The 24,040-nt window shown below is 57.7% G+C and carries 20 protein-coding genes; 12 read left to right on the forward strand and 8 right to left on the reverse strand.

Annotation, left to right across the window (positions count from 1 at the left end):
- Positions 1 to 39 precede the first annotated feature (39 nt).
- Genes NAT23_RS09550 through NAT23_RS09565 form a run of 4 tightly spaced genes read right to left on the reverse strand, consistent with a single transcriptional unit; the run spans position 40 to position 4,040 of the window.
- Positions 40 to 1,173 carry a metal ABC transporter permease gene (locus NAT23_RS09550; RefSeq protein WP_251927785.1) on the reverse strand — a complete coding sequence of 378 codons (1,134 nt, stop codon included), beginning with the start codon at positions 1,171 to 1,173 and terminating at the stop codon, positions 40 to 42.
- Entirely contained in the window at positions 1,170 to 2,312 is a 1,143-nt protein-coding gene (locus NAT23_RS09555) for a metal ABC transporter permease (protein ID WP_251927787.1), read from the reverse strand. Before NAT23_RS09555 ends, NAT23_RS09550 begins: the two co-directional genes overlap by 4 nt.
- Positions 2,309 to 3,088: a metal ABC transporter ATP-binding protein gene (locus NAT23_RS09560; protein ID WP_251927789.1), complete on the reverse strand. Its 780-nt coding sequence runs from the start codon at positions 3,086 to 3,088 to the stop codon at positions 2,309 to 2,311. Before NAT23_RS09560 ends, NAT23_RS09555 begins: the two co-directional genes overlap by 4 nt.
- Positions 3,078 to 4,040 (reverse strand): metal ABC transporter solute-binding protein, Zn/Mn family, encoded by a 963-nt coding sequence (locus NAT23_RS09565; RefSeq protein ID WP_251927791.1) that lies wholly within the window; start codon positions 4,038 to 4,040, stop codon positions 3,078 to 3,080. Before NAT23_RS09565 ends, NAT23_RS09560 begins: the two co-directional genes overlap by 11 nt.
- A 216-nt stretch (positions 4,041 to 4,256) precedes the next feature.
- Here NAT23_RS09565 and NAT23_RS09570 point away from each other — a divergent pair, with 216 nt between their 5' ends.
- The 6 genes from NAT23_RS09570 to NAT23_RS09595 all read left to right on the forward strand — a co-directional run bounded on the left by NAT23_RS09570 (position 4,257) and on the right by NAT23_RS09595 (position 10,519).
- On the forward strand, positions 4,257 to 4,721 hold the full coding sequence (locus NAT23_RS09570) for a DUF2243 domain-containing protein (protein WP_251927793.1): 465 nt from the start codon (positions 4,257 to 4,259) through the stop codon (positions 4,719 to 4,721).
- The gene (locus NAT23_RS09575) at positions 4,718 to 5,485 is read left to right on the forward strand and encodes a cytochrome c oxidase assembly protein (protein ID WP_251927796.1); all 768 of its coding nucleotides are present in this window, start codon (positions 4,718 to 4,720) and stop codon (positions 5,483 to 5,485) included. The genes NAT23_RS09570 and NAT23_RS09575 overlap by 4 nt, the downstream gene beginning before the upstream one ends.
- A gap of 318 nt (positions 5,486 to 5,803) precedes the next feature.
- Positions 5,804 to 6,838 (forward strand): TRAP transporter substrate-binding protein, encoded by a 1,035-nt coding sequence (locus tag NAT23_RS09580; protein WP_251927797.1) that lies wholly within the window; start codon positions 5,804 to 5,806, stop codon positions 6,836 to 6,838.
- Positions 6,835 to 7,347, forward strand: coding sequence for a TRAP transporter small permease (locus NAT23_RS09585; RefSeq protein WP_251927798.1), 513 nt, complete (start codon positions 6,835 to 6,837; stop codon positions 7,345 to 7,347). Before NAT23_RS09580 ends, NAT23_RS09585 begins: the two co-directional genes overlap by 4 nt.
- Positions 7,337 to 8,629 (forward strand): TRAP transporter large permease, encoded by a 1,293-nt coding sequence (locus NAT23_RS09590; RefSeq protein WP_251927799.1) that lies wholly within the window; start codon positions 7,337 to 7,339, stop codon positions 8,627 to 8,629. The genes NAT23_RS09585 and NAT23_RS09590 overlap by 11 nt, the downstream gene beginning before the upstream one ends.
- Positions 8,630 to 8,983: 354 nt before the next feature.
- Positions 8,984 to 10,519 (forward strand): alginate export family protein, encoded by a 1,536-nt coding sequence (locus NAT23_RS09595; protein WP_251927800.1) that lies wholly within the window; start codon positions 8,984 to 8,986, stop codon positions 10,517 to 10,519.
- A 162-nt stretch (positions 10,520 to 10,681) separates the two neighbouring features.
- On the opposite strand, the gene NAT23_RS09600 is transcribed toward NAT23_RS09595, so the two are convergent.
- The 4 genes from NAT23_RS09600 to NAT23_RS09615 all read right to left on the reverse strand — a co-directional run bounded on the left by NAT23_RS09600 (position 10,682) and on the right by NAT23_RS09615 (position 15,438).
- A complete protein-coding gene (locus NAT23_RS09600) occupies positions 10,682 to 11,881 on the reverse strand; it encodes an MFS transporter (protein ID WP_251927801.1) in 1,200 nt (399 codons plus the stop codon).
- Positions 11,882 to 11,893: 12 nt separating this feature from the next.
- Positions 11,894 to 12,817, reverse strand: a complete 924-nt coding sequence (locus NAT23_RS09605) for a SphA family protein (RefSeq protein ID WP_251927802.1) — start codon at positions 12,815 to 12,817, stop codon at positions 11,894 to 11,896.
- A 186-nt stretch (positions 12,818 to 13,003) separates the two neighbouring features.
- Positions 13,004 to 13,927 (reverse strand): SphA family protein, encoded by a 924-nt coding sequence (locus NAT23_RS09610; protein WP_251927804.1) that lies wholly within the window; start codon positions 13,925 to 13,927, stop codon positions 13,004 to 13,006.
- Between the two features lie 275 nt (positions 13,928 to 14,202).
- The gene (locus NAT23_RS09615) at positions 14,203 to 15,438 is read right to left on the reverse strand and encodes an NAD(P)/FAD-dependent oxidoreductase (RefSeq protein ID WP_251927805.1); all 1,236 of its coding nucleotides are present in this window, start codon (positions 15,436 to 15,438) and stop codon (positions 14,203 to 14,205) included.
- A gap of 282 nt (positions 15,439 to 15,720) precedes the next feature.
- Between NAT23_RS09615 and NAT23_RS09620 the strand changes: the two genes are divergently transcribed.
- The 6 genes from NAT23_RS09620 to NAT23_RS09645 all read left to right on the forward strand — a co-directional run bounded on the left by NAT23_RS09620 (position 15,721) and on the right by NAT23_RS09645 (position 24,040).
- The gene (locus NAT23_RS09620; RefSeq protein ID WP_251927806.1) at positions 15,721 to 16,224 is read left to right on the forward strand and encodes an ankyrin repeat domain-containing protein; all 504 of its coding nucleotides are present in this window, start codon (positions 15,721 to 15,723) and stop codon (positions 16,222 to 16,224) included.
- Positions 16,225 to 16,330: 106 nt separating this feature from the next.
- Entirely contained in the window at positions 16,331 to 16,708 is a 378-nt protein-coding gene (locus NAT23_RS09625; protein ID WP_251927807.1) for a DUF2946 domain-containing protein, read from the forward strand.
- A 54-nt stretch (positions 16,709 to 16,762) separates the two neighbouring features.
- Positions 16,763 to 18,142, forward strand: coding sequence for a PepSY-associated TM helix domain-containing protein (locus NAT23_RS09630; protein WP_251927808.1), 1,380 nt, complete (start codon positions 16,763 to 16,765; stop codon positions 18,140 to 18,142).
- Positions 18,143 to 18,395: 253 nt separating this feature from the next.
- On the forward strand, positions 18,396 to 19,553 hold the full coding sequence (locus NAT23_RS09635) for an EAL domain-containing response regulator (RefSeq protein WP_251927809.1): 1,158 nt from the start codon (positions 18,396 to 18,398) through the stop codon (positions 19,551 to 19,553).
- Positions 19,554 to 19,660: 107 nt separating this feature from the next.
- Positions 19,661 to 21,436, forward strand: coding sequence for a PAS domain S-box protein (locus tag NAT23_RS09640; RefSeq protein WP_251927810.1), 1,776 nt, complete (start codon positions 19,661 to 19,663; stop codon positions 21,434 to 21,436).
- Positions 21,437 to 21,496: 60 nt separating this feature from the next.
- Positions 21,497 to 24,040 (forward strand): two-component system response regulator, encoded by a 2,544-nt coding sequence (locus NAT23_RS09645; RefSeq protein WP_251927811.1) that lies wholly within the window; start codon positions 21,497 to 21,499, stop codon positions 24,038 to 24,040.

Here is a 24,040-nt window from a genome sequence, read left to right on the forward strand (position 1 = left end):
AGGCCGGTCGCAAGTCATGTCACCGACCGTGACGTTCGCTCATCGCCCCCGCTCATGCGCGTTCAAAAGCTCCATTGCCAATGCGCGACCGGTTGCCGTCAAGTTGAGCATCTGACCGGCCTGAGTGATGTACCCCTGATCCAGCCCCCGCAAAATGACCTGTCTGGCGCGGCCATCGCTCCAATGAAGATGCTCCCGCAGCGCCTTGACGACATTTTCTTCCTGCTGTGCGTGGCTGTCTTCATGGTTGTAAAGGTGCACCGCAAGCGTTCGGGTCTCATTAAGCCCACGCTGACCTCGACGCACCAGAACCTGCGCCACCACTCCGTGACGTGGACCAATCAAAAATGCAAGCAGCAAGAAAATGCCGGTCATCACGGCCATCATTCCACCAATCGAGACATCCCATCGCACCGCCAGGGCGTAGCCGGCAACGCTTGCCACCACCGACATCACCATGCCATAGCCGAGCATGCGCACCACGCTGTCCGTCAGGAGATAGGCGCTGGCGGGAATCACGATCACGAACGCAACAAAGAGCACTGCTCCTACCGCATCGAACGCCGCAACGGCAGTTCCACTGGTTAAAAAAAGTAGCCCATAAAACAACAGTCCCGGTGCAAACCCAAGCGCGCGCGCCAACGCTTCATCGAAGGTGGCAAGCTTCAGCTCCTTGAAAAAAAGACCGACAAACACGGCATTGATCAGGGTCATGCCCCCCATGGCCAACAGCGCCTGAGGGACATCCACCCCACCAAGCGTTACGGTATCGAGCCACACGAACCCGATCTCACCGAGCAGCACGGTGTGGGTATCGATATGCACATTGCCGGCATACAGGTTCAGTAACAGCACACCGACCGAAAACAGCAGCGGAAAGACAAGCCCGATCGCGGCGTCCTGCTTGACCCGTTTCGAATGAATCAATGCCTGGGTCAGAAAGACCGTCAAAATGCCGGTAAGCGCGGCACCGAAGATCTGCAATGGCCCGCTTTGAACGTGCGCGACCAACCACACCACGACGATACCGAACACGATCGAATGACTGATCGCATCGGCCAGCATGCTGGTGCCGCGCAGTACCAGAAACGTGCCAACCAACGTCGAGGCCATACCGACCAGCGCACCGACCACCATGATCACGGTGCCGGGATCATCAAGCCAGGCCATCATGAGTTCGCCCCTCCCCGCTCTAAAGCTGTGAGGATACGCTCGGCCTCCTGCTGCCCCTCAAGTGTCAGCTGCCAGTAACGTGGTTGACGTGAGGCCTGGGTCGAGAGCGTAACCATGCCACGCTGTGCAAGCACCTTGAGCGCCGGCCGAACCGCCGTGCCGTGCACACCCTCGAGCAACCCCTGCTCTGCATAGAACGCGTGATCATCATGCCGTGAGGCCAGCCGATGGAGTGTGGTCAGCACATGTTGGTGATGAAGCTCCCTGCGCTGGCGCAAGCGAAGTAGCCACGACCAGACAAGCCCTCGCCCCGGCGCGAACAACAGCGAGGCCAGCACCAGAAGCGAGACCACGATAATGATCAGTGGGCCGGTGGCGAGCCCGCGCCCGAGCGTGCTTGCAAGAGCTCCGGAAAGGCCCGCAACCATACCGAACACCGCCGCAAGCGGCACCATGACCTCAAGCCGGCGACTCCACTGCCGCGCCGCCACCGCCGGCGCGATGATCATTGCCGCCATCAGCACTACGCCTACCATTTGAAGCCCGACCACCACCGCGAGCGCGATCATGACCGTAAGTACCGTCTCCAGTAACAGCACGGGCAGGCCTTGGGTCGAGGCAAACCCGGGGTCGAAGCAGACCAGTTTGAACTCTTTCCAGCACAGCCCGACCAAGGTCAGCGCGATGGCCGTAATGGCGGCCATCACCCATAGATCGCTTCGAAGGGTGGCGGCGGCCTGACCGAACAGAAACGCGTCGAGCCCACCCTGAGCCGCATTGCCGGTGCCCTGAATGTAGCTCAGAAGCACAACGCCAAGCGCGAAGAAGGTACTGAGCACAATCCCGAGGGCGGCATCCGTCTTCAATCGGCTGTAGCGCGTCAGCGCCATCACCAGAAGCGCAGCCAGCGTGCCGGTGAACAGCGCCCCCAAAAGCAGGCTGCCCATGTGGCGAGCGCCGGTCACGATAAACCCAAGACAGATGCCAGGAAGTGCAGCGTGAGACAGCGTATCACCCAAAAGACTCTGCTTTCTGAGCACCGCAAAGCTTCCGAGCACGCCGCTGATCAAGCCGAGAAACAACGCCCCAAGAGCCACGTTTTGCAGCGTGTAGTCCCCCAATAGCGCCATTAGAGTCATGGTTTTTCCCCGGAATCAGGCGCCAGGACGCTATCCAGCAGCGCAATCTGGCCACCGTAGGCGCGCTTGAGGTTCTCGGCGGTGTACACCTCCTCAACCGGCCCCTGTGCGATGACACGAACATTCAAGATCAACATCCAATCGAAGTAGGAGCGCACTGTCTGGAGGTCGTGATGCACCACGATCACAGTCTTGCCGGCGTCTCGAAGCGCTCTGAGGATATTGACAATCGCGCGCTCAGTGGGTGCATCGACGCCCGCCATGGGCTCATCGAGAAAGTAGATGTCGGCGTTTTGAATCAGTGCTCGGGCGAGAAAAACGCGCTGCTGCTGGCCGCCGGAGAGCTGACTGATCTGGCGCTGAGCGAAGGCCTGCATACCAACCTGTTCGAGCGCGTCCATTGCGCGGGCACGCTCTCGTCGGCCCGGCCATCGACACCAGCCCAGCTGGCCGTAAAGCCCCATGGTCACGACATCGAGCGCGGTGGTCGGAAAATCCCAGTCGACGCTTGAGCGCTGGGGCACATACCCCACCCGTTTTCGAATGGCCTTATAGGGGCGACCGAACAGTGTGACGTGGCCCGCGATCGGGGGCGCAAGCCCGAGTACGCTCTTGATCAGCGTGCTTTTACCTGCCCCATTGGGGCCGACGATGGCGGCCATCACACCGGGCGGGATGTCGAAATCGATGTCCCACAGTACCGGCTTGGCGTGATAGCTCACGGTCAGATCCTCGACGTGCAGCGCGAGATTCGGTTCGTGCAGATCAGTTGGCATCACGCGCTCCTATGGCGTTGTCCTGTGGCACGAGATCGGCAAGCTCTTGTGGAAGAGGTGCAGGCTGGCCACCGAGGGCGGTCACGATGCGTTGGGTATTGGCGTAGAGCATGCCAATGTAAGTGCCTTCGAATTGCCCGGCCTCGCCCATGGCATCGGAGTAGAGTTCACCCCCGACCTCGATGCTTTGCCCGTTTTGCCGCGCCGCTTCGATTACCGAGCGAATCGTACGCGGGCTGATCGTGCTTTCGACAAACATGGCCGGCACCTGCCGTTCGGCCACCACGTTTGCCATGGCACGAATATCGGCGATGCCGGTTTCAGTTTCGGTGCTGATGCCTTGGATGCCTTCGACGTCGATGCCGTAGGCTCGACCGTAATAGTTGAAGGCGTCGTGGGCCGTCACCAGGATACGCTGCTGTTCTGGGATCGTTTTAACAGAGCGTGCAATCCAGTCATCGAGCGCCTTCAAACGCACGCGATAGGTGTCGGCGTTGGCTGCGAGGGTATCGGCGCACTCCGGGCGTTGTTCCTTGATCGCCGCAGCAATCGTTGGCACTAGCGCGCCCCAGAGTTCGACATCCATCCAAAGGTGCGGATCAGTGCCATAGGCGTCATTGACGCGGATGAGCCGGTCAGGGGCGATCGCGCGCTCGGACACCGCAAGCGTTGGCCGGCGCTGCTTGAAGCGCTCGAGCACGGACGCCAGCTTGCCTTCAAGCGAATACCCCGAATACAAAATGAGGTCGGCGTTGTTCAGCGTGGGGACATCGCTTGCACGCGCCTGGTAGGTGTGTGGATCGATGCCAGGCCCCATCAGGGCTACAACATCGACGCAGCGACCGCCGACGTTTTCGGCGACATCGCCAAGCATACCGATGGTGGTTACCACGTTGAGCGGTGCCGGTGACGCGGCGACGCCGAGCGAATACCCAAGTAGCCATCCCGCCATCAGTCCCCCTAAAACGCGCCTCATAAATTCACCCTGGTTAAATCATGTTCCAAAGATTGTTATTTGTAGCACCGGTTAATCTGACGAGGAATATTCACCTCAGCTTAAATTAAGATATCTAAGTCATCTTCCGCTCCGCTAAACGCCAGGCAGAGTTTCAGCCATATCTCATCTACGCTTGCCGTACGCTTTTCATTTCGTCAAAGGATATGACGCATGACCACTCCGACTCCGGACATCCGACGTACGCTTCTGGCCGCGATCCTTCTCGGCATCGGCTTCATGGCCGCCATTGATGAGGTTATCTTTCACCAGTTACTGGTCTGGCACCATTTTGTCGAGAGCGACAGCACTGTAGCCGCCATTGTCTCCGATGGCGTATTGCATACGCTTGAACTGGTGCTGCTGGTCACCGGAGGCGCGTTGATGCTGAGACTTCACGAAACGCACCGCCACGCACCGGGCTATCGCGGCCCTGGCTTCTTGCTGGGCATGGGCGGATTTCAAGTGTTCGATGGCATCATCGATCACAAGGTGCTGGGCCTCCACCAGGTTCGCTACGTCGATAATCTCTGGCTTTATGACCTTGCCTGGAACGGATTCGGTCTAGCGCTGATCGCAGTCGGTTATGTACTGCTCACGCGGGCTAAACGTGGACAGGCTCTCAGTCAACGCACATGACCACCCTACGCATTCTCATTGCACTGATCGGCGTCGCGTACCTGATAGCGGCCTGGAAACAGCATCGTCATGGCACCCGCTGGCCAGTCTCGCGCACGGCGCTGTTCATCGGGGGCATAGTTACGCTCGAATTTGGTCTGTCGCCTCAACTCATGCAGTACGCCCATGGCGACGTTCGCATGCATATGTTTCAGCACTTGCTGATCGGAATGTATGCCCCACTCGCGCTGGTCTTTGCCCGCCCGATGACGCTGCTTTTAAAGACGCTGAGGCCGGCGCAGAGCCGCCGTGTCGTCGCCTTTCTCGGCAACCGACTGGTGCGCCTTTGGTGCCACCCGATTACAAGCGCCGTGTTCAACGTTGGCGGCATGGCACTTCTCTACCTGACCGGGCTCTATGCGCTACAGCTTCACACACCGTCACTGTCGCTTGTGGTCCACGTGCACTTTATCGTTGCCGGATGCCTGTTCACCTGGGCGGTGGCCGGCCCGGACCCAGCGCCGCATCGCCCGAGTCTTTCGACACGGCTTGCGGTACTGGTCATCGCCATGGCCTGTCATGCCGTACTCGGGAAATGGATGTATTTCGTAGAGGCACCTGTGATAACTGGAGCCACATCCATGCAGATTCAGCACGCTGCGCAGTGGATGTTCTATGGCGGCGAATTGGCAGAAGCCATTCTAGTGTTCGTGTTGGCCAGGCAGTGGCTACAGCGACATGAAGACGCCCACTTACCGATCAATAAACAACGGCTGACCACCTGAACCCGATGGCGAAAACTCCACTATTCATTTGAGCGAGGCCGCGCCTCTCGAGCGCGGCATCAAGGCAACTAGATAATCTCCTCATGAACATTATGCATACCTTGATGTTAAAAATTACGCGCAACGGCCCGGCTCTGGGCTGCGAGGAAGACGTAAGTCTAAGAATTCGATAAACAAAGTGAATCACCGGTTCCCAAGAACGTATTACCTCCTATGCGCCTTGATCCATGAAGCTGGCATTAGCCAGTTCATTCGGGATCGAAAGCTCGTTCACGTCTTCCGAACGGACAAATAATAAAAGCACTCAGGAGACCGATCATGGGACTTCGTCGCTCACTAGCCGTTGCGCTTTCAGCCTCAGCATTGGCGCTTACTGCGACCGCCTCGCAGGCAGCCAACACGCTTCGACTGGCCTCGTTCTGGCCTGCCAGCTCACAGATTAGTACTCACATCATCGATGACTGGATCGATACCGTTCAAAAAGAGTCCGACGGCTCGCTCAAGGTTCAGCTTTTCCCCTCACAGACTCTGGCCAAGGCTGATCATTCGTATCAGGCCACCGTCAAGGGCATCGCCGACATTACCATCACGGCACAGGGCTACACTGCTGGCCGGTTCCCGCTGACTCAGATCGTCGAGCTGCCAGGCATTTCTCACAGCGCACGCCAGGGCTCATGCGTCGCGCAGACGTTGCTCGATCAGCAGGACGCCGTCGCCAAGGAGTACCGCGACAGTCACGTGCTGTTTCTTTTCACCACTGGCCCAGGGTTCATTAACACCAAGGACACGTTGGTCAAGACACCCGACGACCTGGCAGGGCTTCGTATTCGCCGACCAACGACCGTTGTCGGCGACATCTTGAGCTCTTTAGGCGCTCAGCCGGTCGGCATGCCCGCCCCAGACATGTATACCTCCATGCAGCGCGGCGTCATCGACGGTGTGACCTTGCCGTGGGAAGGCATGAAAACTTTCCACCTCAATGAACTGGCGCATAAGCACACCGAAATGCCCCTGTACTCTCTGGTGTTCGTTGCCACCATGAGCGATCGCGCTTACAAGCGCTTGACGCCCGAGCAGCGCAAGGTCATCGATAACAACAGCGGCATGCGCTGGGCTAAGAAAGCGGGTGAGGTGTTCGACACCATTGATTCACAGGGCCGCGCCGAAGCAGTTAAGGCCGGCGATCAGATCGTTACGATCGACAATCCGCTCGAAGACGCGCAGTGGAAAGGCCCGCTCAACGCCGTCATCAAGAAATACCTGAGCGAGCTAAACGGCAAGGGTTTACCGGCCGACGCTATCTATGATGCCGCCCAGCAGGCCTCGAAGAGCTGTGGGGCGATCCACTCATGAATGGACTCTTGTTGCTTAGCCGATGGCTCGGCCGGGGGGTGCTGGCGCTAGCCGGCATCACCCTGCTTTCGATCATGAGCGTTACCGTTGCCGATGTCATCATGCGCTATCTCTTCAAGCTAACCAATGGGGCCAGCGGCATAACGCTGACCGGGAGCGTGGAGCTGGTAAAATACCTGTTGTTGATCACGCTATTGGGCGCGATGACCGGTCAGGTCGAGCGCAGCCAGGTGGTGGTCGAGGTCTTTACCCAATCTATGAGCGACCGCCTAAAGGCGCAGCTTGGGGGAATGTTCCTGCTGGTTTTTGCCGTGATCGGGGGTTTGATGACCTCAGGCCTCATCGATGCCGCACGTTCGGCGGCCGAATTTGGAGAAGTCAGTCAGGATCTTGGGTTTTCACTAAGTCCGGTCTACGGCCTTTCTGCCATTCTATTCGCTATTTTTGCCATTCGCAGTGCTATCCATGGCCTGGAAGGCCTCGTACGAGGAGTCAGCTATGACATCTGACATGATCGGCTATATTGGCATGGCCGGACTGTTGGTCATGCTGGTGCTTCGGGTTCCTGTCGCGCTTAGCATGCTTGTCACTGGTTTTCTAGGCTTTGCAAGCGTCATCGACGTCGATGCCGCCATTTCGATGATGAAATCGGTGCCAGTCGAAGTGCTGACCAATTACAGCTTTAGCGCCATTCCGATGTTCATTTTCATGGGCGTACTCGCCTCCCACTCCGGAATGGCCGGAAGCCTATTCGACGCCTCCCGCAAACTGTTCGGTGGCTGGAAGGGCGGCATGGCGATTGCCGCTGTCAGCTCCTGCGGCATTTTCTCCTCCATTTCCGGGTCGTCGCTTGCCACTGCCAGCACCATGAGTCGCGTCGCTCTGCCTGAGATGGAGCGCAATGGCTACGCGCCGTCGCTTGCCACTGGAGCGTTGGCCGCTGGCGGCACACTCGGGATCATGATTCCGCCCTCAATCGCACTGCTTCTTTATGCGATCTTAACCGAACAATCGGTGGGCGATATGTTCGCCGCCGGATTGATTCCGGGTCTAATGGGGCTTTTGTTTTACATCATCACGGTCTGGGTCGTGGTTAAACTGCGCCCGAACGTTGCAAGCCCTTCCGACCCGACGACTCTGATTGAAAAGATTAAGGCCATTACCGGTCTGATTCCTTTTGGGCTGGTCTTTATGGTGATTGTCTTTGGTATCTACGGAGGTCTTTTTACACCGACCGAGGGCGCCGCCATCGGGGCGTTCGCAACACTTCTATACGCCATTTTCACCGGGTTGCGGCTGGCGGGTCTCTGGAGCGCGGTTCAAGAAACACTGGCGCTATCGGCCATCGTCTTTTTCATGATCGTCGGTGCCGAGACGCTTGGGTATTTCATCTCGGCCTCTCGCGTGTCGTTTACCATTACGGAGTACGTGGCCAACCTGGGCTTGCCGAACCTCGGCGTACTTTTGTGCCTGCTACTGCTCTACTTCGCACTGGGATGCTTCATGGACTCGATCGCGATGTTGTTGATCACCGTTCCCGTGGTCTATCCGATCATTACAGCGCTTGGCATCGACCCGATCTGGTTCGGCATCATCACGGTCCTGACCGTCGAGGTCGGCTTGATCAGCCCTCCTGTCGGTATGAATGTTTTCGTCATCAAGGCAACCGCCCCTCACGTCAAGCTCGGCGAAATCTTCAGAGGCGTTATTCCGTTCATAATCTCGGACTTCTGCCGGCTTGCCCTTCTGATCGCGTTTCCCGTGCTTACGACCGCACTCATCGCCCACTGAACCCCATCGATAGATTGCACTTTAGAGAGCCGGCCTGCGCTGGCTCTCTTTCATTGAGCACACTTATCGAAAGCTTGGTTAAAGCACTTTAAAAACAAGGCCCCCGCCTGCTTATTTTATGCGACCCAAGTCGAATGACTCGATAACCAAACCGTATAGCCCACCTCCTCTATGGAATTTTTCACAGCCGGCGCAGCCCGGTAATGTCGAAGACACGATAACAACAATGGGCCTTTAGCCCTGATCGACTTTCTCCATCGCCGTTCGTTTCACAACAACCGACAACGCAGTCGAATGCACCGCGTCTTTGATTGACGTGGCAAGCGATAACAATCAGAGCGGAGAAAAATCAAAATGAGAGTGCTTTCCTTCTTTCAACCGACCCACGGACACAGCCACACCCTTGGCCTCTTAGCGCTGGGGGCGGCATTGGCAAGCCCCTGCGCATTGGCCGCGAGCGCGGCCTCGGATGACACGACCGCGGTCAATGACAACATCAACGCAGCGGCAACGCGGGCATTGACCACGCCCCCGCCGTCCGTGCTCAAAAGCAGCAACCCGATGGTTCGCGCTCGCCCGCTGCGCCCAGGCCCGCCGCGTTATCTCGAAAACTACTCATTTTTAAGCGATCCTGCGCAGCGCAACGACCCATTCGACAGCTTGCGAAACATCCGCCTGACTCCGTCTGCGTATCTGACCCTTGGTGGCGGCATTCGCTATCGCTACGAATCACTTCATAATCCGGGATACGGACTCTCCGGCGTAAGCCGCGACAGCTACTGGCAGCAGCGTCTACAGGCTCACGCCGACCTCCATTTGTTTGACGACGCCCTGCGCTTTTTCGTGGAGATAGACAACACAGACTCCTGGAGTAAGGAAACGTACTCGCCCTTCGATCAAAGCGATACCGAGATCGAGCAGGCGTTCATGGATGTTCGGCTTCCTGCCGCCGAAAACGATAGCCTGACCGCGCGCCTGGGCCGCCAAGAAATGGGATTTGGTGATCTGGCGCTGATAGACACTCGCAATACGCCTAATGTACGCCAAGCGTTCGATGGCATTCGCCTCGCTTGGCGCGGCAACAATGGCGTCAAAATCGATGGGTTCGCAACCCATCCGGTCAACAATATTCGACCGGGCTCGTTCAACGACAGCTCTACCGATTCTGGTGACTTCTACGGCCTCTATGCCACCGTCGATTGGCAGCCGGCGCTGAGCCAGGACTTCATTGCGCTCGGCTATAGCAGAGATGACCGCACTCTGAACGGCGTTACCGGCAATGAGAACCGCTACACCGCCGGAACGCGCCTATTCGGAAAACACGAGGCGACCGACTATTCATGGAACGTCATGTATCAGTTTGGCGACCACGCTGGCCAGGATATCAACGCTTGGGGACTCATGAGCACGACCGGCCACACCTTTACCGAAGCAAGTTGGAAGCCTCGCATCGGAGTCGTTTTTGACGCTGCCAGCGGCGATCATGATGCCAATGACAATTCGAGCAACACCTTTGATCCGATGTTTGCAGCCAATGGCAAGTTTTTCGGCAATGCTGGCCTGACGCAGCTTTCCAACTTGATCGCGGTGGGCCCTCAGCTGACGTTTACTCCCGTGAAGGATGTGGTGATCTCACCGACCATACTTGCCCTTTGGCGTCAAAGCGAGGATGACTACGCCTACAAACCTGGTATGAACGCGGTGGCCGGCAGTAATGATGTTTCAGGTAAGCGATTGGGTACCTCGTATGACCTTCTGACCCGCTGGACCCCAACCAACAACCTCACCTTCGATATCGAGTATCAGTACTACGCTGCGGGAGACGTTATCGAGCGTGCCGGAGGCGAAGACACCCAGTACTTCTCAGTACGCACCTACTTTCTGTTTTAGGCCGTTAACAAACCACCCGCCAAGAAGGTGGTTCTTATCGCTACTATCCCATCAAAAAAGAGCCGCTAGCGGCTCTTTTTTGCGTCCATGTTCTTACATTACTGCCCTTAGTTGCTTTGCTGTCTATCGCAAGAAACGAGGCCGATGCACTCGGGGTGTAGATCAAGAACTGATGGCATGCGCTCGACGTTGGAATGCTCCTTTCAGCGCCCATGCAACCGCGTATAGGACGCTGGCAAACGCCAACGCTGAGATCGCACCGGGAATTCCTGCCGTCATACCGGCGATGGCCGACACCACTAGAGGGCTGATGAACTGACCGATGTAGAGGGCGCCGGTGAAAAAACCCATGCCGCGACCGCGTGTACGCTGATTGAGCGCACCCATGACCGGCGCCATCGAGTTTGGAACCAGCATGCCCGCACCAACGCCATGAATGACCACCGCGACGATCACCATGGTGTAACTCGGCGCCCGGACCAGCAGCAGCAGACCCACTGCCAGCAGTATTAACAGCAGCGTATTACAGCCGGAAACACCGAGCGTGCGACGCGCCAGCGGCCAGCTAAGCGCACCAACCAGAGAAGCCAGAAGCCCGATACCGGTCGCAAGCCCAATCATGGTGCTGGAGGTAATGCCCATGCTCACCAGGAGCCCGGGCGTCTGTACCGGCACGACCATACTCAGGATCATGCCGAAGCACACCAGCGCATAGCCCCCTAAAAGCGTCGACATCGCGACCGGACCATCCTGGCTCGGCTGATGCGCCTCGCTTTTTGCCTTGCGTGGCTCCCACAGCACCTTGGCGATAAACGGCACCAGAAGCAGTGGCAGCAAATACAGATAGAACGGCGTACGCCAGCTGTGCTCACCCAGCGCTCCGCCCACCACGAAGAACAGCGCCCCGACCAACGCAATGGCAACGACCTGACGATTAACGTATCTAAGCCGCTGTTCGCCGTACCAGTAATCGGCAATCAGCGCCGTACAGCAGGTCATGATGATGGCCTCGGCGGCCCCGAACAGCAGCCGGACACCGACGATGGCCATTAGTTGATCGAGAACCGCAGGCAGTGCACCCAGCAAACTATAGAGCAATGCACCAAGCACCAGCAGCTTGACTCGGCCATACCGGTCGGCAAGCCAGCCGGCGATGGGCGCGAAAAAGGCAATCGCCAGTGCGGGCCCGGTCAGCGCCATGGCCACCCAGAGCGCGGCGTCCGGCATCGACGGCGCGAAATGCGCCGTCATCTTGGGAAGCACCGGGGCGACCATCACAGAGCCAACAATGGTCAGACTGCTGGCAAGCACGATGACCCAGCCCTCGGGGGCTCCGGGTTTTTTTTCAGTTATCGACGTCATGTTGGCCACCTCTTAGAAGCTGTGAGCGATACGAAGTGCAACGTTATAGCCTTCAGCCCGATTGCGAGCGCCGAACTCCTTGTAGGCGTGGAGCCAAACGGTTGGAAGGCCGGGCTTGAAGAAGCTGACGGCCGGGCCAAGTGCCCAGACACGGGCGCGATTGCCATCGTAAATCGTATCCGCATCACCCTTGTCGTCGGTGATCTGGTGGTAGTAGTAGCCCCCAAGGCCCACGGTATAGCTATCTACATGCTGGCCGATGGCGAACTCATTTTTGTACTCGATGCCGGTGCGATAGTCGGTATCCGGGTTTTCGGTGTTGATGTCGAACTGGGACAGCGTCGAGAACTCAAGACCTGTATCGGTAATGTAGCTGAAACCGAAAATTGGAGAGAATGCCCAGTGGTTGACGCCTGGGTTGATCAACCGGTCTTTATCGTAATCCCCGGTCGGTGCCTGCACCTGGAACTGCGCCGTGACGCCCATGTTCGGGGCTGGATTCCAGGCAAGTATCAGCGGTGTAACCTGCAGGTCGGCCTGACGAAACACACTGGCACTGTCGCTGAATACGGTGGTGCCGTTGACATTGACATCAAGATCGGCGTTCATCCGTGTAAAGGGCATGACCCCACTGAAGCCATAGCGCGCTCCAAACAGCGTTTTGTCGGTCATGTGGATGTAAGCCAGACCGATCGACAACACATCGATCGAGACGTCATTATCAGCCCGGTTACCGCTGGCATCACGAAGGTTATCGGTGGTGTAGTACGAGGTTCGAAGCCCGAAGGTTCCATAAGGGGTTGCTGGAGGCAGAAAACCGGAGCCGAATTCATAGACGCCCATCGGCGTTGTCGGTGAACCATTTTCGGTGGCATAAGCGGAAGCGGCAGTCAATAAGCCAGCACACGCAGTCAGAGTAACAAGCGTTCGTTTCATGAAATGCACCTCGTTCTTTGTGATTGTTGTGCATTTCACTGTATGGAGCGTTGAGCGGCGGGCGTTATCCAGATTTGGCACAATCACACTACCTCTTTAGTCGCCCTGCTCAAGCGTGTTGGCCACACGGAGAGGCGTGCCGCGACCGTGATGTGGCCAGCCGCGACACCTGTCGACTCTTGGGCCCTAGAAGCTTTGGGCGATGCGCATAGCGATGTTGTAGCCCTGGGTGCGATTGCGTGCACCGAATTCCTTATAGGCGTGGAACCAGACCGAAGGCAGCCCCGGCTTGAAGAAACTGACGGCAGGCCCGAGCGCCCAGACCCGTGCTCGATTGCCATCCTGACTGCCCAGAGAATCGCCCTTGTCATCGGTAATTTGGTGGTAGTAATACCCGCCAAGCCCGACGGTATAGCTTTCAATGTGCTGCCCGATGGCGAATTCGTTACGGTACTCAGTGCCGCTACGATAATGGGTGTCGGGGTTTTCGGTGTTGATGTCGAACTGGGACAGCGTCGACAGCTCAAGCCCGCTCGCCGTGATGTAGCTAATGCCAAGAATCGGTGAAAATGCCCAGTGGTTAAGCCCCGGGCTAATCAGGCGGTCTTCATCGTAGTCACCGGTAGGCGCCTGGATCTGAAACTGCGCCGTTATCCCCATGTTGGGCGCCGGGTTCCATGCAAGCATGAGCGGAAGAAGCTGAAGGTCAGCCTGGCGGAAAACGCTGGCGTCATCGCTGAACACGGTGGTGCCATTGATGTTGACGTCAAGGTCGGCGTCCATCTTGAAAAACGGCATGACGCCACCGAATCCGTACCGGCCGCCGAACAAGGTTTGATCCGTCATACGGATGTAGGCCACACCTACGGAAAACACGTCGATTGAGAGGTCATTGTCGGACCGGTCACCGTTATTAAGCCGCAGGTCATCGGTAGTGTAATACGCCGTCCGCAGCCCGAACGTCCCGGTGGGAGTAGCAGGAGGAAGAAAGCCCGACCCAAAGGTATAAGTCCCCATGGCAGTAGTCGGCGACCCGTTTTCAGTCGCATGAGCAGAGGTGGCCGCAAACAGGCCGAGACAGGCTGACAGTGCAACGAACGTATATTTCATGAATAGACGCACCCTTTTTATTCATTGTTGGCGCCTGCGATACATTCGACTCTACAAAGCCTGTTTCAAAGGACAGATCGAAACGGTGTGTCGACAGAACGCGCTGGAGGTTAGACGCATTCAAACAGCACAGCCTCAAAAAAATCCCTACATTAGGCGATGCCTCTGGATGCATGAGAAGCTATCGGCCTCGAAAAGCGCGTACTTGAGGTCGCTTCGACGAAAGTGAGCCTGTCCGGCGATCAATATCAACGAGCGTATGCCGCCAGGCATAGCTATAGAAGGCGTTTGCGCCCCTTGAGAAGACCATTCCAGTAATATCTCGGCATCAGCTGCGTCTTGATCCACCAGGCAAGCCGGGAAGGTTCCGTGCTGCCAACAAGCCACTGAGGCAAGCTCGGCTGAAGTTCGCCGCTGTAGTCAAACTCTGCCAGCACTACTCGACCGTGCTCGACCGTTAGAGGACAGGCGCCATAGCCGTCATATTTCTGCTTGGGCATAGCGCCTCGTAACACGGCAAGAACGTTGTCGGTCACGACCGGCATCTGCGCGCGAACCGCCGCCGCCGTTTTGGCATTGCCTGTTCCGCAGACATCACCAATGCCAAAAATGGTAGGAAAGTAGGTGTGCTGGAGCGTACCGGGATCAACATCGAGCCAGCCCCCGGAATCGGCCAGACCACAATCGCTGATAAGCGCAGGCGCGCACTGGGGCGGCACGACATGCAACATGTCAAAGCGCGCTTCGTATTCTCGAAGCCCCTGGTCACCCTGATAGCGAAAAAATGCCTGGCGGTGCGTACCGTCCACGGCAACCAGCTCTTCCTGCGAGTGATGAGAAATGCCGTAACGCTCGAGGTACCTGGAAAGAACGGGCACAAAAGCATCGATACCAAAAAGAGACGCCCTTGAATTGTGAAAATGAATGTCGATGTTCGATAACACGCCCGTTTTTCGCCAGTGGTCGCAGGCCAAATACATGGTCTTTTGAGGAGCACCGGCGCACTTGATCGTCTCCAGAGGCTGTGTAAACAGCGCACGCCCCGTCGTCAGAGCCTGAATGTTTTGCCAGGTGTACGGCGAAAGCTCGGGCATGTAGTTGGAAGATACGCCGTTCGAGCCAAGCGTTTCTTCAAGGCCCTCGATGCCTTTCCAGTTAAGCGTAAGGCCCATTGCAATGATCAGAACCCGATACTGAAGCTGCTGACCGCTGCCCAGTGCAATCCAGCGCCGACGAGGTGCGATCGTTCGAACCCGCTGCTGATACCAGATCACATCGTCAGGCAGCACCTGGATCATGGGGCGATGCGTTTGCTCGTAGGGCATCAGGCCAGCGCCGACCAGAGTCCAGCCGGGCTGATAGTAATGGTTCGCCGAGGGCTCAACGACCGCGATTTCAAGCTTTGGATGGCGCTTTAAAAGGCTTGCCGCAGCAGCAATACCCGCCGTTCCCCCACCGACGATGACGACGTCGTAAACATGATGCGATGACTTGTTTTTAAGCGTACTCATGATAGTCCCTCACGGTTCGGATCTGCTCGCATCACACAGGCCCGGTGCGGCGCACACGTATCTTCTTGTTTTATATTCACCATAGCTTAATAAACACGCCTCATGAAAGTGTTCACGACAATGGTCTGGGCGTGCTTACAGCGCAACAAGGCAATGGTCGTGTTGATCGGTGTCATACACTCACGTTCTTGAGGGCATAAGAAGAGACTACTTCACTGGAGCGGCCGCAGTGGACACACTAGTGTGTAGATACTCAAACACTATCCAAAACAAGGACGCCCCATGGACTCAAAACCCGAGCTTGATGATGCGGCGCTGGAATTCGCCGCTCGGATTTTCGACGCTGCCAGAAACGGCAATACCGAGCAATTTCGCCAGTGGTTCGCACAGGGCCTGCCGTCGGACATGCGAAACCACAACGGCGACAGCCTGTTGATGCTTGCAAGCTACCACGGTCATCACGACACCACCCGGCTTCTGCTCGAACACGGAGCGGACCCCGAACTCTATAACCTCAAGGGTCAGAACCCCTTATCGGGCGCTGCGTTCAAGGGCGATCTCGAGATGGTGGACATCCTCCTCAATGGCGGCGCCCGAGTCGACGGCGGCACGGAAGATGGCCAAACGCCACTGATGTTTGCGGCCATGTTCAACCATCCCGCCGTCGTGACGCGACTGATTGAACGCGGCGCCGATACAACACGGACCGACCGCCAGGGAAAAACGGCAAAGGCACTGGCCGAAGCCATGGGCGCGCCCGACACACCGCCCCTGTTGACACCCTGAACCGCGCGCTAACGTCGCACCCCGCAACGATTGTTGACGTGGTGCGTGCGCGCTACTATCGCCCTGCCCCGGTTTCGACCGCCGTTGAGTGATTAAAGTACGCGCGATGAGGTTATCCCTACGCAGACCTGCCCCAAACCTTGCCTGGATTGCGATTCTGGCTATGGCGCTGCTGTTTGCAGCGCCGGTGGTCAGTCAGACCCTGCACGCGCTTGACCGAGCGTCCGCCTCGTCACATTCAAACATGATGATGGCGCACTCAGCGCATGAGGAACGGGCAAGCGACCATCATTCCGCGCTGATCGCCTGTGGGTACTGCGTGCTGTTTGCACACGTGCCGACCTTGCCGCTTGGCGTATTCACGCCGCCCGCCTTCCCCGAGTTTGCCCGAGACCTCATCCCGCGCGGGCCTCCGGTTGAAGTGCGCGCCCCTTTACCCTATCGGCCGAGCCTTCCTCGCGCCCCACCTCAATCTCGCGTCTGAACCGCACTCCTGCGGCTAGTTTTGATCGTTTTCACTTTCAGACAGCGAGATACCATGACTCGATACGCTTCTTCATCGAACGCCCAAGCGCGTCCGACGCCCTTGCGCGCGCTTATCCTGCGACTGCATTTCTACATTGGGCTGTTCATTGCCCCGTTCATGCTGGTTGCGGCCATCAGCGGGACACTTTATGCCCTGACGCCTCAACTTGAAGCCTTTATCTATCACAACGAGCTGACCGCCACTCGACAAGGCACACCCAAACCGCTTGATCAACAAATCGAGCGCGCCCAACGCGCCCTCGGCACCACCGAGCTTCCCGTGGCAGTACGTCCAGCCCCCGAGCCCGGCACGACCACACGGATCATGTTCAATGATGCCTCACTCGGTGAGTACGAGCATCGCGCGGTGTTCGTTGACCCCGTAACGCTCGAGATCAAGGGTAGCCTGCCGGCGTACGGCACCAGCGGAACGCTGGCCCTTCGAATTACGCTCGACAAGTTTCACCGCGCCCTGCTGCTGGGCGATACCGGCAGGCTCTACAGCGAGCTTGCCGCCTCCTGGCTCTGGATTGCCGCACTGGGCGGACTCGCACTTTGGCTCACCCGGCCCTCGGGCGCGCCTAAGTCACCGGCGACTCGCCGCGCCACACTGAATCGATGGCACCGCTGGCTCGGCGGCGCGCTGATGCTCGGCCTTCTGTTCTTTTCCGCCACAGGGCTGACCTGGTCAAAGTGGGCCGGCGGCAACATTGCCGAACTAAGGCATACGTTCGGCTGGGCCACGCCCAGCGTGTCTCTTGCGCTGTCCGGGTCTGCGCCGGAACACGGCCACCAGCATCATTCAACAATGACGCACGATGCGATGGTGACCGGTACGCCGGCCACGTTCACACGACTCATGGCCAAAGCGCGAGCGGCCGGACTCGATAGCGGCTACCTCGAGATTCAGGCCAAACCGGCAGGAACAGCCTGGAAAGTGCGCGAAATCGACCGGCGCTGGCCGACCAATGTCGATGAGGCGGCGTTCGACCCCACCACAGGCCGACTGGTGGACCTTGTGCGTTTCGAGCAATACCCGCTGGCGGCCAAGCTAACCCGCTGGGGCATCGATGCACACATGGGCATCTTGTTCGGGTGGCTGAACCAATTGATTCTGGCGACGGTCGGGCTCGGCCTTGCCACCATGATCGTGCTCGGGTATCGCATGTGGTGGCTAAGGCGCGTGCGTGCGGTTCAAGCGCAGCATGGAGCGCGCACCCTGATCACGCTATGGCGGGCGCTCTCGATCAAGGCACGCCTTGTGACCGCTGCTGCACTGGCGGTGTTCGGCTGGGTCTTGCCGGTACTTGGTGTCAGCGCGGTGATCATGCTGATCCTCGATGCCTTGATCGTCGGGCGCGCCAGATCCGAAACGGACACCGCCTCGGGCTGACTCAGACTAGCACTCAAATTCTCCTGAATCGGCGCTGCCTATACGGTAGCGCCGAGCCGCACATAAATGAGAATTAGATGTGTTTACCGGTACAACTAGAATCGTCACCCGCCTGGTTTACACGATCTCACACGCGAGAGTGAACATTGCCTTATTTTGAGGCGCGCCCCGTGGTTATTCGGTCGAAAGCGCTTACAATCGCCTCCGCACTACGCGCTTCGATCTTGAAAACCATGCTCATGGACTGCCCTCGATGCCTAAAACAGCCTTGATTATCGATAATGTGGCTGACCTTCCTCGCTTGAACACGCTGTTTGTCGACCGCGGCTTTGACGTGTCGACAGCCGAGGGTATGCATGATCTCGCTTACCGGCCTGCCTACCTCGATGTAGACCTGATCGTATTGAACCTGAACCTCGGCCCATTCTCGGGCATCGACGTTCTTGATCTCTTGCAGGAAAGAAGAATCGATTCAGCGATCATTTTAATCAGCGATGGGGATACACCGTCTGCCGGAGTTCTATTGCGCGCAGGGCTTGAGCGCGGCCTGCGTATGCTCGGTCTGATGCCCAGAACCGTTTCGGCAGCGACACTTGAGCAACTCCTTGCCCCCCTCGAGACGACACAGCGCCCCTTGACCGCGCTCGACATCGACCAGGGACTCGCCCAGCAGGAGTTCGCCTTGGAATATCAGCCCAAGTTCGATCTTGAAAGCAACACCCCCTGCGGGTTCGAGGCGTTGCTGCGGTGGCATATTCCCGAACGCGGCCCGGTGCCTCCCTCGCGATTCATTGCACTGGCAGAGCGCGACGAGCGGATCATCAGTCTCAGCTGGTACGCCATCGACCGCGCCTGGGCGCTGCACGCGCGGCTCATCAAACAGGGTTACCGGCTCAACATTGCCGTCAACATCCCGCCACCGCTTCTGGGCGAACCCAATGTGCTCGAGCGCATGGATCAACTGGCACGACGACATCAGTGCTCGCCAAAGGGCATGGTGCTTGAAATCACCGAAACCTCGATCATCGAATCGATCAGCTACGCTCGGCACATGCTCGAAGGGTTCCGGGCACGCGGGTTTCAACTGTCACTGGACGACTTCGGCACCGGCTACTCCTCGATGACCCAGCTCGCCCACCTCCCTTATGACGAGCTCAAGCTCGATAGAAGTTTCATTGCCCAGTGCCATGAAGGCGACGCCGAAGCGATCACACGGTCGATCGTCGAACTCGGTCAGCGCCTGGGGCTTCGGGTCGTGGCCGAGGGCATCGAAACCCAAGAACAGTTCCAGTTTCTGAAAACGCTAGGGTGTGATTGCGGTCAGGGCTTTCATCTAGCACGCCCCATGCCCGAACACGATGTGGAAACCTGGCTGTCATCATGGGCGCTCTCGACATCCCTGACACCTTGATCATCCCACCTTCTCCGCCCAACCGTTACCGGCAGCGATTAACCCCATAAAGATAGCCTCACCGCCACCGTTAAAGCAGTATCTGATACGTAATGCGGGCGGCGCCAATGAAGCATTCCCTACAACTCTTGTTGATCGACCGGGACAAGGACGCGCTGGCCTCGCTGATGGCGATGCTCGAGGCGACCCAGCTTCCGCTTGGCATCGTGTGTGCCTCAAGCTTTTCGGAAGCGGGCAAGAAGCTCGTTTCACACACCTTCGATTGCGTTCTGGTCGAAAATGAAACGGTCAGCCTCCTTCATAGCGATCTGAAAGCGACCATTCACCGCCACCAAAGTGCTCCGTTCACACTGATCGTGCTCAGCAAGCACGCCGACTCACGCCTTGCAGGCCAGGTACTTGAACTTGGTGCGTTCGACTACCTGGACAAGGACGACATCAACGTCTCCCAGCTTCGTATCGTATTGGCGCGCTGTCGCACCTGGCTTGGCCAGGAGCGCGAGCGCATGGCGACCGAGCAGCGGCTGCGCTCGCTCGCCGAAGGCATTCCTCAACTGGTCTGGAGCTGTGCGCCCAATGGCAAGATCGATTATCTAAGCCAGCAGTGGGCCGACTATACCGGCGTCACGTTTGCCCACGACCTGCAGGTGGCGTGGTTTACCCGCATTCATTCCGATGATCGTGACCGGTTTGTCGAGGCGTGGAAAAACGCGCTGGAAACTCAACAGGATTTCCAACTGCTGTGCCGCATCAAGCGCCACGACAATGCCTTTCGATGGTTCGATACCCGCGTGACCGCCCGGAAAAACGACCTCGGCCAGATCACGCAATGGATCGGCAGCCACACCGACATCACTGAAATCGAAGAAGCTCGGCTGAGTCAGGCCAAGCTCGCCGCCATCGTCGAACACTCTCAGGACGCCATTATCGGTCATGATCTGCACGGCCGCATCACCAGCTGGAACAAGGCCGCCGAGCAGCTTTTTCAATACAGCGCGCACGAGGCGCTGGGGCACACCCTCACCGACCTCACCGTGCCAGCGCCCTTTCTCGACGATTTCAAGCAGCACCTGCATATGCTGAACCATTCAAACAGCTACGAGCCCCACTACGAAACGCAGCGCCAACGACGGGATGGGACGTTGATCGATGTCTCGATCACCTCCTCGCTGGTCAGAACGCTCGATGGTCGTGTCGAGGGTGCGGCCAAGATTGTCCGAGACATTACCGACCGCAAACGGTTCAGCGCCCAGCAGCAGGCCTCGCTGCAGGAAAAGGAGACCCTGCTCAAGGAGGTCTACCATCGCGTCAAGAATAATCTCCAGGTCATCGGCAGCCTGTTCAACATGCAGATTCGCCAGTTGCCGGAAGGAACGGCCAGAAACGTACTCAAGGACAGCGCCGACCGCGTCAAGGCCATGGCCCTGGTGCACGAAAAACTTTACCAGTCGGCGTCACTGTCCTCGATCAATCTAAAAAACTACATCGAAGAGCTCTGCACCAACCTTGCCTCGACTACCGGGGCCAACTCACGGCGTATCACGATTGACGCGCAGGTCGATTCCATCCCCGTCGGGCTAGAGACCGCGGTACCGCTGGGGCTTTTACTCAATGAGCTTCTGACCAACAGCCTGAAACACGGATTTCCGAATGAAAACGGCGGTGAGGTACAGGTCATGGGCCACTGCCTTGACGGCGGGCTTCTTCGAATCGAAGTGAGCGACAATGGCATCGGATTCGACCCTGAGACCACCTCAACCGAATCGCTGGGGCTCAAGCTCATTCGCATCCTCGGCCGACAGCTGACGGCCGAGCTTTTGATCGAGTCGACGAACGGCACGCGATGCACACTGACACTCCCACTTCCACCCTCCAAAAACTGAGCGTTTGGCCGTTAGTTACCGCAGTAACGTTTTTTCGACCCTTTTCAAGAGTACGTGACCATGACCCCAGCGCTTCCGTCATGCCTTGATGCATCCAGAGCCACCGTTCGCGATACACAAGCCGGTAGCTGGCGTCTGCTGATCGTGGAAGATGAAGCCATCGTCGCCGAAGATCTGGCCGAACAGCTTAGAGGTCTGGGGTATGACGTCTGTGGGATCGCGGATAACGGCGAAGAAGCCATCAAGCTTGCCGGAGAGCACGCACCACAGCTCGTACTGATGGATGTGGTCATCAAGGGAAGCATCGATGGCATCGAAACGGCGGCCCGGATGAATCGCGACCATGATCTCGCGATCATTTTTCTAACGGCCTACAGCGATTCGGAAACGGTACGCCGTGCCACGGAAACCGCACCCTATGGGTTTCTGACCAAGCCTTATCAAATCAAGGAAATCAAGGCCGCACTTGATATTGCGGCCTACAAGTACTCGCTCGAACAGGGGCTAAAGGAGTCCGAGCGCTGGTTTTCATCAATGCTTCGCTGCACCTGCGATGCCATCATTGCAGTTGACCACTCAGGCGAGATCATCTTTGCAAACCAGGCCGCCGCCGCCCTGTTCACGCTTACTCAAGGGGAGTTTGCAGGGCGCGCCTTCGACCAGCTCGTCACGTTTGTCCCTTCAGACGCCGCCAGACTAACCGCCCCACTCCAACTGGACACTCAAAACGTTGCCAATGCCTTCATTCGTTTCGGGGAAACGCTTGAACTGCCTAGCGGTCAGCGGCTGCCGGTCGATGTGTCTGCGGCCCCCATCCGAGATACCAAGGGCGAGTCATCGGCGACGCTTATTTCACTGCGCAATGTCAGCGAACGCTTCGCGGCCGAATACGCACTTCGACAAAGCGAGGAAAGCTTTCGGACCGCGTTTGAAATGGCCCCTAACGGAATGGCACTGGTGAGTGTCAACGGCCAGTTTCTTCACGCCAATCAGGCGCTCAGCCGCCTACTTAACCTTGAACTGGATAGCTTGTGTCAGAAGACCCAGGCCGATGTCACTCTGGCTGAGGACCTGGCCGGCGAGGAACGTCAGCTCCTCAATCTATTCATCGAAGGCATCCCCTCGGTTCAGTTCGAAAAGCGCTACATCACGGCTCAGGGCACCGCGACCTGGGCGCTGGTCAGTGTGTCACTGATTCGACAATCAGATACCGCGCTCTGCTACCTCTATCAGGTGCATGACCTTACGCTTAGAAAGGAGTACGAGCTGCATCTGGCGCGCCAAGCCATGACTGACGGCCTCACCGGCCTACCCAACCGAACGGCGCTCATGACCGAGCTTGAGCGGTTGATCGCACGCAGCAAGCGTCGGGACCAAAAATTTGCCGTGCTGTTCGTGGACCTGGATTACTTCAAGCAGGTCAATGACACCTACGGTCATGAGACCGGGGATCAGCTGCTCACAGCCGTTGCCTCCAGCCTGAGGACGCTGGTGCGGGCCTCGGATTTCGTTGCCCGCCTCTCAGGCGATGAGTTCATTATCCTGCTGACCGATTTGGTCAATGCCGAACAGGTTCGCCCCGTAGTCAAGAAACTGCTGTCGCAGTTTTCACGGCCATTTTCGATCGGCAACCGTCAGCTGCAGTGCGGCTTGAGTATTGGCATCAGCATGTACCCTGATGACCACCAGGAGCCTGAAAAGCTGCTTCAGCTGGCCGACAATGCGCTTTATCAGGTCAAGGCCGAAGGGCGAGGGGCCAGCCAGTTCTATCGCCAGGAATTCACACATCACCTGAATGCGCGAATGAACCTGGACGATGAGCTCGAAAAGGCGGTTAATCGACAGGAGTTCGAACTTTTCTATCAACCGATCGTGCCGCTGGATGCCACCCATTCGATCAAGGCAGAAGCATTGATTCGGTGGCGCCATCCGACACGCGGGCTAGTCGGCCCCTTTGAATTCATCAATCAGCTCGAAGACAGCGGCATGATCGTCGAGCTCGGCCGCTGGATCATTCGCACCGCCTGCCACCAGGCAGCCTGCTGGCCTCGCGTCCACGGCCAGGCACCTGAAGTCAGTGTCAACATCTCCGCTCGACAGTTTCGCTTCGACAACCTGGTCGGCACCATTTCAACAGCACTTGCAGACAGCGGCCTTCCGCCCGAAAAGCTCTGTATCGAAATCACCGAGAAGCTGCTGATGATCGATTCGGACGCGACGCTTGCCACCATCGATGCCTTGAAAGCGCTTGGCGTTAAGGTGGCCATTGACGATTTCGGCATCGGATACTCGTCTCTTTCCTACATTCGCCGCTTCCAGCCCGACAACCTGAAAATCGACCGCGAATTCGTTCAGGGCATCGACACCAGCGAATACGATCAACGCCTGCTCGCAGCAATTATCGCAATGGGCGATCAACTGCATATTTCGATTACTGCAGAAGGCGTCGAGACCGGCCTACAGCGCAATTACCTTCATGAGCACCATTGCGGGTATATACAGGGGTATTTCTACTCAAAACCCTTGGCAGAGGCCGAGTTCAGAAAGTGGCTCGAACACACAGCCCCTGCCGTTATTGCCTCGCCCTACTGGCAGCCCACCTGA

The sequence above is a fragment of the Larsenimonas salina genome, from assembly GCF_023736155.1.
Taxonomy (GTDB): domain Bacteria; phylum Pseudomonadota; class Gammaproteobacteria; order Pseudomonadales; family Halomonadaceae; genus Larsenimonas; species Larsenimonas salina.